The 20,244-nt window shown below is 33.8% G+C and carries 8 protein-coding genes; all 8 read right to left on the bottom strand.

Annotated features, from left to right (window positions below; all coding sequences use genetic code 11):
• Positions 1-8 precede the first annotated feature (8 nt).
• On the bottom strand, positions 9-503 hold the full coding sequence (locus tag ACJJVI_RS09690; RefSeq protein ID WP_348021250.1) for a DUF805 domain-containing protein: 495 nt from the start codon (positions 501-503) through the stop codon (positions 9-11).
• A gap of 109 nt (positions 504-612) precedes the next feature.
• Positions 613-2,892, bottom strand: coding sequence for a BamA/TamA family outer membrane protein (locus tag ACJJVI_RS09685; RefSeq protein WP_405351676.1), 2,280 nt, complete (start codon positions 2,890-2,892; stop codon positions 613-615).
• 9 nt (positions 2,893-2,901) lie between these two features.
• Positions 2,902-7,986: a translocation/assembly module TamB domain-containing protein gene (locus tag ACJJVI_RS09680; protein ID WP_405351675.1), complete on the bottom strand. Its 5,085-nt coding sequence runs from the start codon at positions 7,984-7,986 to the stop codon at positions 2,902-2,904.
• Positions 7,987-8,220: 234 nt separating this feature from the next.
• Complete coding sequence (locus tag ACJJVI_RS09675; RefSeq protein WP_397299992.1) at positions 8,221-9,180, bottom strand: DUF3078 domain-containing protein; 960 nt, start codon at positions 9,178-9,180, stop codon at positions 8,221-8,223.
• Between the two features lie 170 nt (positions 9,181-9,350).
• Positions 9,351-11,975, bottom strand: a complete 2,625-nt coding sequence (locus tag ACJJVI_RS09670; RefSeq protein WP_405351672.1) for a T9SS type A sorting domain-containing protein — start codon at positions 11,973-11,975, stop codon at positions 9,351-9,353.
• 147 nt (positions 11,976-12,122) lie between these two features.
• Positions 12,123-14,612: a T9SS type A sorting domain-containing protein gene (locus ACJJVI_RS09665; RefSeq protein WP_405351670.1), complete on the bottom strand. Its 2,490-nt coding sequence runs from the start codon at positions 14,610-14,612 to the stop codon at positions 12,123-12,125.
• Between the two features lie 165 nt (positions 14,613-14,777).
• Complete coding sequence (locus ACJJVI_RS09660; RefSeq protein ID WP_405351668.1) at positions 14,778-17,000, bottom strand: T9SS type A sorting domain-containing protein; 2,223 nt, start codon at positions 16,998-17,000, stop codon at positions 14,778-14,780.
• Positions 17,001-17,239: 239 nt separating this feature from the next.
• Positions 17,240-19,822, bottom strand: coding sequence for a T9SS type A sorting domain-containing protein (locus tag ACJJVI_RS09655; RefSeq protein WP_405351666.1), 2,583 nt, complete (start codon positions 19,820-19,822; stop codon positions 17,240-17,242).
• Between the last annotated feature and the right edge of the window lie 422 nt (positions 19,823-20,244).

Raw genomic sequence — 20,244 nt, 5'->3', positions numbered from 1 at the left:
ATAATATATTAAAATTGGTTCCTGTTAAAATCATCATTCCCTATTCCTTTAGGATTAGGTCCCCATTGATTAGCTCCGTGCTTACTATCTTCAATCAGCCAGATTAATAAAATAACAGTACCTACTAATGGGATCATAGAGATAAAGTAAAACCAACCACTACGACCAGTATCATGTAATCTCCTTACGATAACAGCTAGTGACGGAATGATTGTCGCTAGAGTATATAATAGGAATAGTATCCCAAAAGGAATCGCGATGGCTTCATTTTCTGTAACAGCACCTATGATCATAGGTACATACAATATCATGAATACAATAATATTAAATAATTGCCAGTACCAGTATTCTGATCTTCTTGCACGACCTGTAAAATCAGTATATTTATTAAAAACCGATTTTACTGCTTCCATCATGGTCATTCCATTGGATTCTGGCATAAACGGTTCTCTCTCACGACGTGAGCGTACTTCTGTGTTTTGGGGTTGGTTATTGGTTTCCATATGTTAAATTTAAGAAGGCAATTTAAGCACTTATTTTCTTAAATCTAATAGTGAAATGTAAGATTTTTTTTACTATGCTTTCGCGGAAGCGTTATCTAACAAGACATCTTTAAAATGGATAACCTATAGCAAAATTGAAAACTGGGTTTTCTATATCAAAATTCCATCGCTCACCAGACGGCATAGATGGGTCATGCCATGGAGCAGCAAGATCAAAACGTATTACAAAACCCTGCACGTCAACTCGCATTCCTAATCCTGCTCCTATCCCAAATTCATTATAAAAATCACTAGAAAATTCACCACCTGGTAATCCATTACCTGCTGTGGTCCATACATTACCTGCGTCTACAAAAAGTGCCCCTTTAAAATAACTGTAAATAGGGAAACGGTATTCAATGTTTGCTTCTAATCGTACATTACCAGATTGATCAAAAAAGGAACGGTCGTCATCGTCCTCTGGACTATAAACTCCTGGCCCTAATGATCTAGTTCTAAAAGCACGAACACTATAAGCTCCACCTGAAAAATATTGCTTACTAAACGGTAACACATCGCTGTTACCATACGGTAAGCCATAACCAGCAAAAAATCGAGTGGCAATACGAGAATCTTTATTTAGTAAATAGTGAAATCTGAAGTCTACATCTGCCTTTGCATATTGTGCATATTCTAGTCCTAAAAATTCATTCTTTCCTTCTTCATTTTCTTTACTTAATAAGCTGATGCTATTACCAGCTATATCTACTGTACTATTGACATAAAACAAAGCTTTTTTACGTTCATCTATAAGCTCATTATAAGTAAAAGAATAGGTTAAACCAGAAATGAATTGCTGCTCAAAACTATTTTGTAAAAAGGTATTCTCATCTAGTATTTCTTCAAATTCTGTAGACGTATTTAACAGATTTACATAGTTAATAGAAATAGGATTGAACTCGTGTGTTACATATCGATTTGCTTGCCAAGTATAACCAAAACTACCTGAAAAAGTCAACAAGCTATATAGTTGACTTCTATTTAAAATAGTTGCGCTGAGACTGGTTTTGGTCTTAGGAATTGCATATTCGAAATAATCACTATCTACGTTTATAGGCGCCAGCATGCGTGGAAAGATTAAATCTGCTCCTAGTCCGAATTCTGTACTAGTCTGTCCGGCATCACTATTTCCTGCTATTTGCACTTCATAAGTACCAGTTGCTTTTATATTAAGGACTTCACCACCTTTAAAAAGATTACGGTTAGAAAACGTAAGTCCTAAACTAGGACCCGTAAAATCATTGGATTTAGTTACCGCCTGTAATTCTGCACGGATAGCTCTTTTATTCAAAGGCGATAAATAAATACTAGCTTCTAAATAATTAAGACTGTCGTTGGATTCTTGTAGTTCTTTATATTCTATATTGACAAATTTATAAGCACCTATGGATCCTAGTCGTCGACTAGTGGCTCTAGACTTAGTAGGATTGTATAAATCACCTGGTTCTAACAATATAAAAGGATCTAACCGATCTGGTCTAAAAAAATCAGATTCCTGTATGTAATCCTTATCAGCAAAATGTACACTATCCATAACCACAGTATCATTACTTGTTACATTATATGGGTAGACTTTTACAGCCTTTATTTGATAAGGCTTTATTGCTTTAGTAGGTACGTCTTTTTTAAGCTTTAAAAATAAATCAAACCTTCTATTATCATACTGATTAGTATCTGCCTGAAATATTAAAAACCCAGAATTAAAATTATAATAGCCTTTGCTTTTAAGGTTACTATCTATACGCTCTCGCTCTTGCGTTAAGGCCGACAGATCAAAGCGAGATCCCACTTTAATGGGAGAATCTGACAATTGATTTTCTAGAACTTTATAAAATGGTATAGAATCATTATCAACCTGATAGGTTTTTAATCTATACGGATTAGGTAAACTTACTTGATAGGTTACACTACCTTCTTTTTGCTTTTGGTTTTCAATAGTTTTTGAAGTTATATTAGAGAAGAAAAAACCTCTATTCTCTAATCTATTGCGCAATAGATCTTTAGTTGCCTCTTGTTCTACATCAGATAAATAGACAGGCTTCTCTCCTATCTTTCTATTCATAAATCGCGCTATAAAGCCACCACTATCCCTTTTAACCTTATAATAGTAATGCAAGCCTGGTCTCATTCCTAAAAAAGTGCTATTAGGTTGCGGTGATATGGTAAGATCTAATTGAGCTTTTAACGCAGCAACATCTTTTACATCTGTAAGTGAATCTAGCTTAATATCAACATATGTCTCATTAAGTAATAGTTCATCTTCAGGCACATATTTTTTAACAGCGCAAGAAGTTATAATTAAGAAAAAACTTAAGGTTATAAAACCGTGTATGTAACTATTTGCTTTCAATGGCCTGATTTACTTATTATTTGATTCTGATGATTTTATGTCTTCTTGCTGCTCTTCTTCTTCCTCTTTTCGAGCCTTTTGATTTTCTTCAAGAACTGTTTTAGCAAATAAATTTTTGAATTCATTAAACTCTCTAGTGAATATTAATGATATACCACTAACAATTAACTGCCCGTCGATGACATTATCATACTGATTTCTACGAAAACCCTTTAAACGCCATTGACCAGTTTGAGATAACAAATACTCAATACTCACATTACCTATCACTGGAGTTTCTTCACCATCTTGTGCAGATCCTTGAATATCCACCTCGCTACCTACACTCACAACCAGACGATCATTCAGTAATTTTTTGCTAGCTGTGACATCCAGCTGTGTACGTTCTTGAGAACTGGCACCTTGATAATCCGTATAACTATCTACACCAAAGCTAAAATCTATACCGGTCTTACCCAATAGCTTACCTCCATATTGATTCAATTGATCACTTAAAGCTTGATTTAAATTATCTCTTGCAATAGTTGCCGTGCCGCCATTACTTCCATCTGCACCAGAGGTAGGGAAAAATCGGTTAAGTACGAGAAGAGAAAAAACTTGTTTATTTAATTCTTGATCCTGACTGTTGAGTTGTTGCAATCTACCATATACCTGACCGCCCACAGCACCTTGTTCATCATTTGGTAAATCTATTTTAAAACTGATCTCTGGCTGCATTAATTCACCATCAACATTTAAATACACTAAGAAAGGTAATTGCTGTCGGAAACTATTCTTAGTACTCAAATCTGCACCACTAGTTTGACTCGCCATTAAAGCGCTGGCACTAGTTTCTACCTTATAAATGGCACTAACATCTAGGTTTGCATCAAATGGATCACCAGACCAAGTAACGCTACCACCTTTGGCTAGATCAAATCTTCTAGATACTATCTCATATAAATTGAGTTGATAGTAACCACTATCGATTTCATATCGTCCCGTTAGCGTCATTCTACCGTTAGGTGTCATTCTATACTTAAGATCACCACTTCCAGCCACTTGTAAATTATCGCCTGTACTAGGATCAATGATAATCTTTAGTTTTGCGTCGTCTCTTATTTTAAAATTTGCTGTAATATCAAATCCTGTAAGCGTTGCAGATTCCTCTTCAGTCTGCGTTAAAATTGCATCGGGATTTTGCCTATTCACAAATTGTACGATACCATCACGTTGAACCACATCTAACTCTGTTGCTGGAACAACATAGGTGACATCTGTAACGTCTTTAACGGTAAGATCTAAGTTAATAACTGGCACCGTAAGATTACCAGTTATAGCCGCACTGGCGTCAAAGGTTGCCTGACCATAATACAGGTCATTATCTTCTTCACTACTATTTAATGCAGTGAAATCTTTAGCCTTTAATTTTAAATTAAAAGTCGGTACTAATAAGTTCTCAGTACCAATATTACCATCAACAGTAAATATATCACCTTGAGCGTCTGCGATACGCAACTTTTTTAGAGTAATACCTGCATTATCCACAGCTATTCTTTCATCTTTTAAAGTAAAATTAGTATCCAACATCGTGACATTTACACTAGCATTATCAAATCTCAATGATCCACTATAATTGGGGTCAATTGTTGTACCTGTAACTTTGAAATTACCATTAATTGATCCACTACCATCCTTGAAAAAATCATCTGATAGCCCAGCAATGGTCGACATATTTACTTTACTGATATTTAAATCGAGGTTCAGGTTTGCTGTAGTATCTGTGGCTTGATAATCACCGCTAAGATCAAAATCAACGTCATCTCCTTTAACAGCTAGATTCATATCATAACGTGAACCATTTAATGATTTTGCATTTAGGTTTAATTGACCTAAAGGTACTTCCATCGCATGTAAATCATTAATCTGTAAATCAGCAAGTATACCTGTCGCCCCATAAATATCATTAAGTATAAATTCCCCATTAACAGTTCCGGTTGCTAATTTCTCATCAGAATTTAAATAACTTAATAAGCCTTGAAGCTTAAAGTTCTTAAGCAACAGAGCGATATGTTCCTTATCCGTATTAGGACGATCGCTTCTTAATTCTATACTTTGATTATCATTACTTAATTTAAAATTACTGAATAGCAATCGTTGCTCACCTACTGCTATTTCATTAGAATCAGGTATGGTCCACGGTTGTTTATTAAGAATTAAATCATCTATGGATAGATTAAATATAAGGTTATCAATTCCATCGATATCACGCTTTCGCGAAAGCGTGCTCGCAAAGTGAATTAATCTTTCATCATCATCATAAGAAGTGAAATCTAGGTTAAGTTTATTCTCTGCAACGATACCTGTCAAGGCTGTGCGCTTAATATTTATAGGTCCTGCAGCAATATTTTTAAATCCTAATTGAAATTGTAAATTTTGAGCGTCTGACTGAGATGAAATCACTAAACTATCGATCTCGCTATCTGCATATTTGATATAATCTACCTTAATATCACTATCTAATTTACGCTCTTTTTCATTAAAATCCACTGCTATATTGATCGTGTCTAAGGATTGTAATTGTGGTAAAATCACATCACGTAAGATAGGTGCTGGTCTTATGTTACCTTTAATTTTCATTACAACCGGTTGTAAGGTGTCCATGTCCTGATTGGTCGTTAAATACCTATCTATATGGCGTTGCAATGCTGCAGTTAAATTTGCTGGATCTGCATTAGATCTCAATTCTAGATCTAGCATTTTGTTATTCACATTTAAAGAAGTAGAATCGTTGGTTACAAAGGCATCCATACTTAAGGTACCTAACAAATATGACTGTTCATCAAATACAGCAATTCCTTCTTCTACAGTAGAATTAATTTTATAACTAGCTTCATTACCAGAATAAGACATCTCTACTTTACCAGCAGCTTTTACATTTTGAGAAGTGATACCGAAAGCTCTCAAATCTATTCCAGCGATATCGATAATGGCATTTACATCATTTGCATTTTGGTTCAATTTAAGATTTGCGTCTAACGCTATATTGATATTATCGTCCTTAAATTTTGAAGTAATTATCCCAGCTCCATTATTCATACTTCCTTTAATCGGGATATTAGTTAATGGATAGTCGTTGTAAGCAAAGCTAGTTATAGTACCTTCAATACTAGCATCTAGATCATTGACATTAGAACCATTACCACTTGTCTGAAGTTGTAAGCTTAAGTTCCCCAATTCTGGCATGGAAAGCATTTTTGATAGCTCTAATTCTTCCAGAAATAATTTAGAGTCAAACTTAATTTTTTCACCATTTTTGAAATCACCATCGATTATCATTGAACCATAACTGGTCATTAGATTTGCTTTTCCCTGCACATTATTAACATTACCTGATACATTTGCTGTTAACTGTGCTTTTTGTGGTAAAGTAATGCCTAGATCTTTTTCATTTATGAATGGTAACAATGAATTTCTATCGGTAACAACTTTTATGTTAGGTAAGTTAAACGTTAGTTGATCTACATCGGTAACTTGAGTTAAAGTACCATTTGCGGTTACAGAATTGCGTCCCCAATTTAAAGTAAAGCGATCTATTTTTAAATTTTCAGTGCTACCAGTAGCAGTCAGTCGTCCTTTTAACGGTTGTTTAGCAAGCTGCTTTATATACACATTACTCGATAAATCAGGCTGGAAACTATAAAGATCTTTTAAGTCAAATATATACGATGGTATCGTTGCGTTTACTTTCAATGATTCTGGATTATTAACAAGCTGGTCAATACCATTGTATGCTAAACCAATTGATCCATCAATGGAACTATTATTAACTCTTGCTATTAAGTCTTTTATAATCAAATCATTATCTGTCACATTAATTTCACCACTTAATTGATTAACCGTCAATCCAGAGTACTCCTTAAGTGAAGTATTATCTAACACTACACGCGCACTTTTATCGGCAAGGTTAAAATTGCGTAAATCAACATTAATATCTGTCAACGAAATTGCGTCTGGCGATAATTGAGTAGTTGATGGTTGCGCACCATTTAGGCTATATAAAAAGCTGTTGTTTTTAAAATTTAACTTATTTAAGGAAACATTTAAATCTGGCCATTCAATTGCTATAGGTTCATTGTTTGATTGTAGAGATGAATCTGCAATTTCAATCATAGATAATTCTATATGACTATCCTGCAATTTCACACCATCTACCACATATTGACTATTCTGAACGTCTGCCTTAGGAATAGATGATTCTAAAACGCCAAAATGAGTTTGCAGCACAATGGCTTCTGGTTTTGAATTGTAATTTAATTCAACATTTGTCAATTGTATATTACGAGCTGATAACAATGGTAATGGAGAATCATTTGCATCATCTGTAATGGCCTCTGCTAGGTTCGTATCTTGCTCAGGGAAATTATCTTTTTCAGATTTAGCAAATGAGGTAACTACATCTTGCTCATAATTGATGATGGCATTTTTAAGTGACAGGTTTTCAATGTCAACTACCATGCGCTCTAGATCTAGTTCATTCATTTCTAGAATTATCTCATCAAAGATTGCAGTTGCATCCATCTCACCTACTTGATCTTTGTAAATAACATCAAAATTTGTAAGAACGATATTCCCTATATTAAGATTTAATGGTTGACTAGCCGTTGTATCTGGTGCGGTAGCAAACGCATCCATTAAAAACTGATAATTAAAACCTTCAATAGAATCTTTTCTAACAACTCTAGCTGTAAGACCATTCCATTTAAGATAATCTAAATATATACCGGTACCATTTATCAATGGCCATAATGCCATGTCAGCTTCTAAGCTACGAGAATACACTAGTGTGTCATTGTTAACATCACCCATATATAAGCCATCAACTTGAATATTACCATCAAAAGTGATGAAGGCACGATCTAACTGGATTTCAGTTCCTGTTTTGCCTTTCACAAAATCGATTACCTGTCCTACAATGATACTTTGTCCCCATGGACTGCGTATGAACAGCAGCAATAAAATGAGGAAAATAAGTATTCCTAACATGGTGCGTGCAAATCTGCGCAGCCATCTATATCGTGGTTTATTTGTGGATTTTAATTCTTTTTCTTGCAATTATTGACGGTATAAGACCTTAAGTTCTTAATAGATTGCAAATTGATAAAAGTTCAATGATTTAACATAATTGGCCACGGTAAATTTCTGTTAAGAATGTATAATCAGATAAAAAATCAGGCTAAAAACGTTTTTAATAAGTAATTGATTTAAATAAAGCAGTAAGGTATTATAAGTATGCTTTCGCGAAAGCGTATCTGAGAAAAGCTATTCTGAATATATATATAATATAAACTAAGCTTTTTTAGTAGGACGTTCTCCTAGATCATATTTAAAACCAAGACCGATGACCTGTCTAATTTGAAAACCTCTGGTTGTATTATCATCATATATCGCCTGAAACTCAAAGTTTCCACTGATGTATTTATTGACCTTTAGAAAAAGATTGAGGTTATAATCGATATCAATATTCTCTGGATCTGCTAGATAGTCACTATATAAACTTATTACATTTTCCATTTGTATATTTTTGGCAACCTCAAATTTTGTGTAACCACGGAAAGAGGCTCCTACTTCCCATCTAGCTGTTTTATTAGCCTCTACCCCAAAAAATGGTGTGTAGTCATCAACCGCATCTGGATCATTGATATCGACGTCAGTGAAGCTAGATGATACGGTTATTAATCTAGTAGTAGCAGGTGCGATGTTGAAATTGAAGTTTTTAGATTTTTTCCATAAAAAACCTAAACCTAATTGAAAATATGAAGGTGAAAAACCGCCTGAGGTCTCGCGTCGCTTTTGAATAGATCTGGTAACGCCATCGTCACCTGTTTCTTCTTCTGTAAAGAATTCATATCCAGAAATAAATTGTGATCTAAAATTGAAAATCGTACTATAATTCCAGTAGCTCTGTTTAATTTGATTACCTAGTATACTATTCAATTCTAGACGATCAGTCGTCTTGCGCAAGTAGCGCTGATCTTTTACCTGAGAAAGACCAAAATCACTAATTAATTTAGTATCCCACGATAACTTCTTACGCTTGTATTGCATGTCATAACTGATCCCTAGGTTACCTGATACATTAGTAACTCCACCACCTTGCCAGTCGTCATTAAAAGCACTTTGATTAAATAAAAAACTTACTCTTCCCCATGATGCCCAGTTCGTACTTTGAGCAGTAGGAATACTATCTTGAGCAAAGATTATTGAACTGAATAAAGCAAAGAATATGAGTGAATAAGTAGACTTCAAACTATAATTTTAAAGGTAAAAAGCAAATATATAATTACTGTACTCTTATGTATGTCTTCATCATTACTTTAAGTTTTCTTTAAGTTTTAGAAACCTTCTATTAAAAGGATTAATACAGAAAAGGCCTCTAGTTCACGAGAGACTTTTTTTAAATTATTATAGAATAAATATTATTCCACAACCAACTTCTTTACCTTTTGTCCTAGGTCACTTTGAATAGTAACAAAGTAAATTCCAGAGCTTAAGTTTTCTAGAGAAATACTTTGATCAGTTGAATTTCCAGTAAAATTAGTTTGTGATAATGTTCTACCGTTTATATCCATAATCGTCACGCTTTCAAGGCTATTTGAAGCAGATAAATTGATGAAGCTTTTCGCAGGGTTAGGATATACTTTTATAGAACTGTCTGTAGATTCTCCTACGCTTGCTGTGCTCATTACCGTTACCGTTTCGGTATTGGTGATGATCGGGAAATTAAAGTCAAAGAAAATCTCTGCAGTGTTATCAAAAGTATCTCCTGCTAACAGAGTATTTAGTGTCTTGATTTTAAATAATACATAACCATCGTTAGTCGCATCATTAAAATCCAGATTAATGTCTTCATGAATAAATTCTACCACATTTCCTTCCCTAATTCTCGTGTAATAATCATGACTACCACCTAGGGGAATCAACGTCGAGATATCAAATTGAGTCAAATCAATTTCATCCTTAACCACAATATTCACAGCACTTGCTGTTCCTGTATTCTCAAAACGGATCATATAATGAACATACTCACCAACATCTGCTGGGTCTATGGTCTCACCTTCTAGACAGGTCTTGTCATTAGGATCATAAGAATTGACAACTGTTTGATCAAAAACCATCACATTATCTGCCGGCATGGCGTCTGTTCCAGTTCCTGTAACCGTTCCAGTAAAAGTTAGGATGTCACCACCATTTAAAGGATTGATAGTTGCCGTAGGCGTATTCAATGTCATTGTGAACTCATACTCTTCCATTTGGAATGGTTGCAAATTGCTAAAAGACCAACTCAACTGATTACTAGGTGTGCTTCCAGCATTTGGATTAGTGGAAAGTAATGTCATAAAATCTTCTTCAAAGTCTAGAGTTACAGAACCACTTGAAGTTACATTTCCTTTATTCTTAACGACTACTTTATAGTCAGTATCAAATCCTGGTCGGGCTTGCTCTATTGGTACAACGATTACTTCTAGATCTTCTATAGTTCCATTTGCGGTAACACAAAAATCTTGAGTGAATGGGCTGGCTTGGGTTGGGAAATTAAGGCTAGTACTTTGGGGATTGATCATCCAGTGATTCGTTCCTATAACCTCAGTATTCAGAATATGAGCTCCTTCTGGTAATGTATAAGAATATTGATTTGAACTATCAGGGTAAAATACATCTGTTGAAATACCATCTGTAACAGTAAACTTTACATCAATGGTAGAAAGATTGGAATTTGTGACACAACCTGAGCCTATATCTAAAAGCACACTTCCTCTTATCTCGTAATAATCACCGCCTAGCACAAAAGTACAATAGGGATGAATTACAGCTGGCAAAAGAGAATTTGAATATCCATTTTGAACTATTTCCATCTCTTCGTTATCGACACAAATGAATTGAATATCCGTGCCAAAACCACTATAGAAATATTGAAGAACATCACCATTTTTTAAATTCAATTCAGAAATTGAACAAGCACCTAGATTTATATTTTCTGTGTGAACATTAGATAAATCCAAAGGAACTGATGTGATAACATTCTGCATTCTCAAAAATTTCAATCCCATTAAGTTTTCAAGAAAAATCTGATTAGAATCAATTCCTGAAATCTGAAGAGTTGCATCTAAAGAACTATTCACATAATTAAAATTGCTATTCTTTACACTTATACTATCATTAATAAAATATAAGTCTAGAGAACCGATATCTGCTATATTATTGTCTATTGAAATATTCTTTGCACCGCGAATCAAAACTGATTTTAAACTTTGATTGTTAAAATTTAAATCTAGATTAGAAGGTGTATTATGAGAATTATCTTGAATAAAATCTATTTTCTCTAATAGTGGCGAAGAATCAATCCCAGTAACATTATTTAAATTATTGGTATATCTAAATGAAAACTCTTTTAAGACTGCACAATTTGTTAAATCTAGTGACGAACCTACAAATTCACTAATACTTAAATACTCAAGCGACGGCATTGATGACAAATTAAGTGTAGAAAAAGTTCCAGCGGCAATATTTAATTCAGTAAGATTATTGTGAACTCCGAAGATCAAATTATCTGTTAAGTGACTGCTTTGAACTCTCACATACTCCAAATTAGGCAGATTAGTCAAATCAAAAAGAGGATTATTAAAACCAACATTTTGTAACTCAAAATTCGTCAAAGCTGGGTTGTTAAAATTAAAACTATCGATTGATGAAGATAATTTGATAGATCTTAATGACTGCCATATGCTTAAATCTAATGAGTTTACTTGAATAGTTGTTACTTCTAATTCTTCTAAATTGACAAAGTTTTCAAATCCTCCCAAATCTTGAATCCCATGAGCTAATGTATTAAAAGAGAACCTCAAAACTTGTTGAGCTTCATTTAACTGAATTTGTCCATCATTATTAAAGTCTGCATTCGAGTCAGAGATACCATCAGCATTGGTATCTACACAAAGTCTAGTTGTTAAGTAAGTTAAAAGATCAGGATCAGAAAATTGAATATTTTGAGAAAAAGAGAATGATGTAAATAATAATAACACAACGAGTATCAATCCTTTCATAATCAATTATTTCCTACAAGAAAAGAAGAATATTTGAATTGAGATTGAATGAACTTATTTTTTAGAAAACATTAACATTCTATTCTTAAATTAAAAAAGCGCAAACCAATAGGTTTGCGCTTTTAGAAATAATGAGATGATTTGGGTTTACTCCACAACCAACTTCTCTACCTTTTGTCCTAGGTCACTTTGAATAGTAACAAAGTAAATCCCAGAGCTTAGGTTTTCTAAAGAAATGCGTTGCTCTGTTGCATTTCCAGTAAAGTTGGTTTGTGATAATGTTCTACCGTTTATATCCATAATCGTCACGCTTTCAAGGCTATTTGAAGCAGATAAATTGATGAAGCTTTTCGCAGGATTAGGATATACTTTTATAGAACTGTCTATAGATTCTCCTACGCTTGCTGTGCTCATTACCGTTACCGTTTCAGTATTGGTGATGATCGGGAAATTGAAGTCAAAGAAAATCTCTGCGGTGTTATCAAAAGTATCTCCAGCCACTAGTGTATTTATTGTTTTAATCTTGAACAATACATATCCGTCATTAGTTGCATCATTAAAATCTAGGTTTATGTCTTCAAAGACAAACTCTACTAGGTTTCCATCTTTAATGTTAGTATAATATTCGTGACTGCTTGAAATAGGAGCTAGTGTTGAAATATCAAATTGCGCTAAATTTATTTCATCTTTAATAACAACATTCACAGCACTTGCTGTTCCTATATTCTCAAAACGAATCATATAGTGTACATATTCACCTATATCTGCTGGATCGATGGTTTCTCCTTCTAGACAAATTTTATCATTAGGATCATAACTGTTAACAGCGATTTGATCTAACACCATCGTATTATCTGCAGGAGTGATATCAGAACCTGTTCCAGTAACTATTCCAGTAAAAATAAGTATATCTCCAAAATTCAAGGGATTTGTAGGATGCGTAGGTGTATTTAACATCATCGTAAACTCATACTCTTCCATTTGGAATGGTTGCAAATTGCTAAAAGACCAACTCAACTGATTACTTGGTGTATTTCCAGCATTGGGATTAGTAGAAATCAATGTCATAAAATCTTCTTCAAAATCTAGAGTAACAGAACCACTCGCTGTTTGATTTCCTTTATTATTAATTACAACCTTATAATCTGTATAGAATCCTGGTCGGGCTTGCTGTAATGGTATCACCGCAACTTCGAGATCCTCAACCACTCCATTAGGTGTAAGACAAAAGTCTTGAGTAAAAGGACTTGCTTGAGTCGGAAAATTTACTGTAAAATTAGGAGGAGTCAAAGTCCAGTTGTTAATATACTGAGATAATGGAGCCACTGTAAATGATCCATTAGGAACAGTACTTAAATATTCCCCAGAACTATTACTAAATGAATAGGAATTAAAATTAGTAGATGTAATTGTAAATAGTGTATTAGGAACTTCAGGATCTGCAACTGTACAGCCATTCCCATCAAGATCAAGTCTTATAGTCCCTTTAATGGTATTAAACGTGCCACTATATGGTTGAGTTGCTATATTAGGTAAGCCTTCTCTAGAATTAGTTGCTTGATCTAGTGCAACACCATTATCTATATAAGTAGCTCCAGTACCTATAACCGTAGGATTTAATATGACACCTAACCATGGTTTACAAGTTCTTGCAAAATATATCTTGCCGTCTGGAGCTAATTGTAATGAACCTCTTCCAGAAACACCATTATTAGATCCACCTAACTCAATAGGATTTGAGTTCCATCCCGAAGATCCATTAATTTCATACTGAAAAATTTCTCTGACATTTGCTTGACCGCAACCGTTTCCTGTATCTGCAATGTTAGCATTTAAATATACGAGTCTAGAATCAGGAGAAAACTCTGCACCGTAGAAACGATTTAAATTTGATGAACTAGACAACCCGATAGGGTTTGAGACTTGCCCAGTAAGTGTATTAAAATCTGCTAAATATGCAGAACCAGCGTTACCTATACTTGTATTAACTATCTTGTTTCCGTCAGGTGATAATTTTAACATTCCACGAGCATCTGTTAAAACTGATGTAGTTGTTAATGTGGAAACTACAGGATTTAATATATCTATAACTCCGTTTTGTAGACGATGAGCATAATAGACACCAGCATCAAATGTTATGATCCAATTAAGGTTTACACTAGGATTGATATATGCAGTTACTTTCTCACGAGCATTTGGGTTCATAAGAATGTTTTTTCTATTAGGATCTATATCTCCCAAACCATTATCCATAAGCATATCAACTATGCTATAGGATAATCCATTAGCACTACTTACTGATAGAATATAAAATTCATTAGTGGTTACTCGGTTTCTAACTATAAGCTGCTGTGCAGCAGATGCATTTCCATTAAGACCTGTTCCATTAGTCATTAAAACGTGATTTGCATTCCAGACGTTTGAACCATCTGTATAAAATAATAAATTTCCAAGATCATCACTTATAGTACTACAACTTTCAAAAGTATCTAGTTGACCATTATTTAATGCTGTAGGCGGCGAAGTAGAAAAGTCTAATCCAGCATTCTGACCAAAATACCAAAATCTACCGTGATTTTGAGATGTTGCATAATTAGATAAGAGTAGTAGCGAAAGTAAGAGTAATAAATTTTTCATAGTTAGTGGTTTTAATTAAGATGCAATTTCTTACAATGGGTTGCGTTATAATTTAAAAGAGTTGTTTTTTAAGTCTATTTATGCAGCATTTTATTTAGAAAAATATTATCAAAAAAGCGCAAACCAATAGGTTTGCGCTTTTAGAAATAATGAGATGATTTGGGTTTACTCCACAATCAACTTCTCTACCTTTTGTCCTAGGTCACTTTGAATAGTAACAAAGTAAATTCCAGAGCTTAAGTTTTCTAGAGAAACACGTTGATCTGTTGAATTTCCAGTAAAATTGGTTTGTGATAAAGTTCTACCGTTTATATCCATAATCGTCACGCTTTCAAGGCTATTTGAAGTAGATAAATTGATGAAGCTTTTCGCAGGGTTAGGATATACTTTTATAGAACTGTCTGTAGATTCTTTTACGCTTGCCGTGCTCATTACCGTTACCGTTTCAGTATTGGTGATGATCGGGAAATTGAAGTCAAAGAAAATCTCTGCGGTGTTATCAAAAGTATCTCCAGCCGTTAAACTGCTCAATGTTTTGATTTTAAACAAAACATACCCGTCATTGGTCGCATCATTAAAATCCAGATTGATGTCTTCATGAATAAATTCTACCACATTTCCTTCCCTAATTCTCGTATAATAATCATGACTACCACCTAGGGGAATCAACGTCGAGATATCAAATTGGGTTAAGTCAATTTCATCTTTTACTACAATATTCACAGCACTTGCCGTTCCTGTATTCTCAAAACGAATCATGTAATGAACGTACTGACCAACATCTGCTGGGTCAATGGTTTCTCCTTCTAGACAGGTTTTATCATTTGGATCATAAGAATTGACAACTGTTTGATCAAATACCATCACATTATCTGCCGGCATGGCGTCTGTTCCAGTTCCTGTAACTGTTCCAGTAAAAGTGAGCATATCTCCACCATTTAAAGGATTGACAGTTGCCGTAGGCGTATTCAATGTCATTGTGAACTCATACTCTTCCATTTGGAATGGTTGCAAATTGCTAAAAGACCAACTCAACTGATTACTAGGTGTGTTTCCAGCATTTGGATTAGTGGAAAGTAATGTCATAAAATCTTCTTCAAAATCTAGAGTAACAGAGCCACTTGATGTTACATTTCCTTTGTTCTTAATTACTACTTTGTAGTCTGTATCGTGACCTGGTCTTGCTTGTTCTAATGGTAAAACGAATATTTCTAAGTCTTCAATTGTCCCATTTGCAGTAACACAGAAGTCTTGAGTAAATGGACTGGTTTGAGCTGGAAAATTTACCACTATGTTGGGTGGTGAGAAATTCCAGTATGTTGGGTTTTCTGGGTTTGGGGTCATAATATACTGACTATCTAGAACGTAAACAGAATACTGACCTAACTGATTTGAAGATATAGTTTCGGTTATAGTTCCATCAGTAACTGCAAAGTTAAAATTCGAAATTAACGGATCTGTTGGGTCACAACCATTGTTGTCTACATCCATAGAAATATTGCCCTGTATTTCGTTGATATGGCCAGCACCAAAAAAACTACAATATGTTGAAACCACAACATTCGGATTACCATTATAAAGATTAGCTGTAAAGTTATAATCAACACCTTCATCCACACAAACTTTGACTATTTCACCAGGAACTTCTGAAAAAAATACCATTCCTGCCAGACCGTTTTTGGCATTAATATAAGTCAGGTTGGGATTATTCCTTAGATCATATCTGTGTGCATACATATTCATGCTAGCCCTACTCAAATCAATTTCTGTTAATAACGTATTACCAATTTGAAGTTCTATTAGATCTGGATTATTATCAAAAATCACACTAGATAAAGGGCTGTGGGACAAAGTAACATAGCGTAATAGTGGATTAGATGAAAAATCAATACTGGTAAGATTATTACCAGCTAAAATCAAAGTATTTAATAAAGGAAATTGGGATACATTAAATGTGCTAAGATTGCAATAAGATTTGAGAGAAAGCAGATTATTTACATTATTCATCGATAGAACAGATGCATTAGGACAGTTTAAATATACCTCTCTTAAATTTAAAAGATTATCTAAACTAATACTTGTGACACCTGCAGATGCAATTGATAAAGTATTTAAATTTGGAAAGAGTTCAATTCCTGTAATGTCTAAAATTGCATCATCATTTATAGTAATTCCATATACATTTTGAGCTTCACTAACTTGAATTTCTCCATCACCATTGCTATCTATATCAATCACATTTGCAGAATGGAAAGTGACAGGTCCATCGTGAACATTCCCATAAGTCAATAGTTGAGCTTTAAAAACAGGATCTGGAACATTGATGATTTGACTTGTAGCGGTTAAACTAATAAGTAATATAAGTGAGAGTAGCAGTAAATTTTTCATATCATTGGTTTATGAAATAGATGTGGATTCTTACAAAAGGTTGCGTCTAAGTTTAAAAATTAAACAATAACAAGCTTTCCTTTCCTACAATTATCAATACTGCAGAGATTTGAAATTTTAATGATCAAATACAGTCCGACTACATAACAATACCGAAACAAGTTCAATAGAACAGTTTTTAAATAAATAAGCGCAAACCAATAGGTTTGCGCTTTTAGAAATAATGAGATGATTTGGGTTTACTCCACAACCAACTTCTCTACCTTTTGTCCTAGGTCACTTTGAATAGTAACAAAGTAAATACCAGAGCTTAAGTTTTCTATAGAAACACGTTGATCAGTTGAATTTCCTGTAAAATTGGTTTGGGATAAAGTTCTACCGTTTATATCCATAATCGTCACGCTTTCAAGGCTATTTGAAGCAGATAAATTGATGAAGCTTTTCGCAGGGTTAGGATATACTTTTATAGAACTGTCTGTAGATTCTCCTACGCTTGCCGTGCTCATTACCGTTACCGTTTCAGTATTGGTGATGATCGGGAAATTGAAGTCAAAGAAAATCTCTGCGGTGTTATCAAAAGTATCTCCAGCCGTTAAACTGCTCAATGTTTTGATTTTAAACAAAACATACCCATCATTGGTCGCATCATTAAAATCCAGATTGATATTCTCATGGATAAACTCGACTATATTTCCTTCTCTAATTCTCGTGTAATAATCATGACTACCACCTAGGGGAATCAACGTCGAGATATCAAATTGGGTTAAGTCTATTTCATCTTTTACTACAATATTCACAGCACTTGCTGTTCCTGTATTCTCAAAACGAATCATATAATGCACATACTCACCAACATATGCTGGATCGATGGTTTCTCCTTCTAAACAAGTTTTATCATTTGGATCATAACTATTAACTACGGTTTGATCAAATACCATCACATTATCTGCTGGCATAATGTCTGTTCCAGTTCCTGTAACCGTTCCTGTAAAAGTTAGAATGTCGCCACCATTTAGCGGATTGGTAGCTTGAGTAGGTGTATTTATAGTCATCGTGAACTCATACTCTTCCATTTGAAATGGCTGTAGATTACTAAATGACCAACTCAACTGATTAGTTGCTGGTTGACTAGCCGTAGGATTAGTGGAACCTAAAGTCATAAAGTCTTCTTCAAAGTCTAGAGTAACAGAACCGCTTGCTGTTTGATTTCCTTTATTTTTTACAATCACTTTATAATCTGTGTCAAATCCTGGTCTTGCTTGTTCTAATGGTACAACAATCACTTCTAGGTCTTCAACTGTTCCATTTGCAGTGACGCAAAAGTCTTGAGTGAATGGACTGGTTATGGTTGGGAAATCTACGACTACGTTTGATGGTGAGAAATTCCAGTAGGATGGGTTTTCTGGGTTTGGTGTGATGGTGTGCTGCCCGTCAGTGACAGGAATTATATAATCACCATCTGAATTTGTGGAAATAAAGCCTGAAACATTTCCATCAGTAGCATTTAAAACCAAGTTAGTAAATGACGGATCCATTACATCGCATCCATCATTATTATCATCAAAAATTAAGGTTCCATTAATTTCGCTTGTAACTCCACCAGCTCCAAAAGAACAATAGTCATTAACAACGATATTTGTAATTCCTTGCTGGGTAATTTCTGTATTTATTAAGTATAAATTAAAAATATCATTTGAAACACATATATATCTAGATAAATTATTGTTACTCAAAGAAAGATTGAAATGAGAAAATTCCGTATTTTGCAAGAACAACCTCTGAAAATTACCAACAATTTCTATGTCATTTAAAGATGAATTATTGTTCAAGTTCAGCTCTCTCAGTGTATTACTAAAAATCCTTACATCTTCAAGATTAACTACGTTCTCAAAATCAAGAAAATAAATATTATTATAAGATAAAATAATTTGCCTAAATTCCGAATTTGAATGATTGATAGTGCTTAAGACCGGATTATTACCTGCCGCGAACCCATATAATGAGGAATTAGTTATGTTAATTGTATTCAAAGTATTGTTAAAAAAAGATTTTAAATAGTAAATATTACTATTACTTGTGTCTATTAAATTAAGAGCATCATTATATGAAACAGTGACGTGACTTAAAACACTATTAGTTATTACAATACTAGTTAAAAATGGATTGTCATTTATATTATGACTATTATAAGAATACTGATCATTAAAAAGTGAGTCATCAATGTTGTCTAATTGTAGTGTGGTTAATTCCGTTTCTTCAATGTACAATGAATGCAGAGGCTGACCGCTTAGCCCTGTTAAACTGGTTAACGGAACGTTACCTATATACAGATATTCTAGATTCACATTCATTGATAAATCCAAACTTGAAATATTTGTATTATATAAATTTAATGAAGCTAGGCTTGTAAGGTTTGACAAATCAATAGTAGTTATAGAATTATTTTTAATATGTAAAGTCCTTAATGAAGTAGAATTTAAGATCGGTACAACTGTAGCAATAACATCTTTTAAATATAAAACTTCTAGATTAGAAAAGAACTGTAGTCCTTCAAGATTTGATACTGTATGCGTTGCTCCTGCTCCATTTGAAGATGTGGTATTACCTAAATCTATATATACCACTTGTTGTGCCTCATTTTGATCTATTTCACCATCGTTATTTAAATCCGCATCAGTATCCGTTAAACCATCGTTATCTGAATCAACGAGATTATCAGCGGAAATTAGATAATTTTTAAATCTTACATCTGGAATATTGATATTCTGCCCAACAACATAAAATGAACAAGACAAGGCAATTAGAAATATTAGTTTTCTCATAATCAATTATTTCCTACAAATAAAAGAAAAAACCCGCTAACTAACTACATTCATAAAGTTTTAATAAATCATTGCGGTTGTCATTACCGAATTCGCTCTGCACCGGATTGACATATTGCATATTACATTGAACCATTATTTATGATTCATTCTCGACTTTCGCTCGAACTAATATTTAGGTTATTACTGAGCGAATCGATTATGTATTAGATTGACCATAGTTAATCATATTACAATATGTCAATCTGAGCTTGTCGAAGATGAATTGTATCCTGTTATGATTTTCGTTTATCACACTTCGACAAGCTCAGTGTGACAATAACTTTTATGGATTTATCTAAATAGAACAGATGCCGAAAAAAAGTTCGATATAAGCGGAATTAACAAGACTGTAGAGCTGAAAATCATTTTAGGTTCAAAAG

Source organism: Nonlabens sp. Asnod3-H03, assembly GCF_045063665.1.
Classification (GTDB): domain Bacteria; phylum Bacteroidota; class Bacteroidia; order Flavobacteriales; family Flavobacteriaceae; genus Nonlabens; species Nonlabens ulvanivorans.
Note: the sequence above shows the minus strand (reverse complement) of the source record. Positions and strands in the feature narration are given on the sequence as shown.

Coding starts and splice junctions, on each gene's coding strand:
- ACJJVI_RS09690 (WP_348021250.1), bottom strand. CDS start 503: ATGGAAACCAATAACCAACCCCAAAACACAGAAGTACGCTCACGTCGT.
- ACJJVI_RS09670 (WP_405351672.1), bottom strand. CDS start 11,975: ATGAAAGGATTGATACTCGTTGTGTTATTATTATTTACATCATTCTCT.
- ACJJVI_RS09665 (WP_405351670.1), bottom strand. CDS start 14,612: ATGAAAAATTTATTACTCTTACTTTCGCTACTACTCTTATCTAATTAT.
- ACJJVI_RS09660 (WP_405351668.1), bottom strand. CDS start 17,000: ATGAAAAATTTACTGCTACTCTCACTTATATTACTTATTAGTTTAACC.
- ACJJVI_RS09655 (WP_405351666.1), bottom strand. CDS start 19,822: ATGAGAAAACTAATATTTCTAATTGCCTTGTCTTGTTCATTTTATGTT.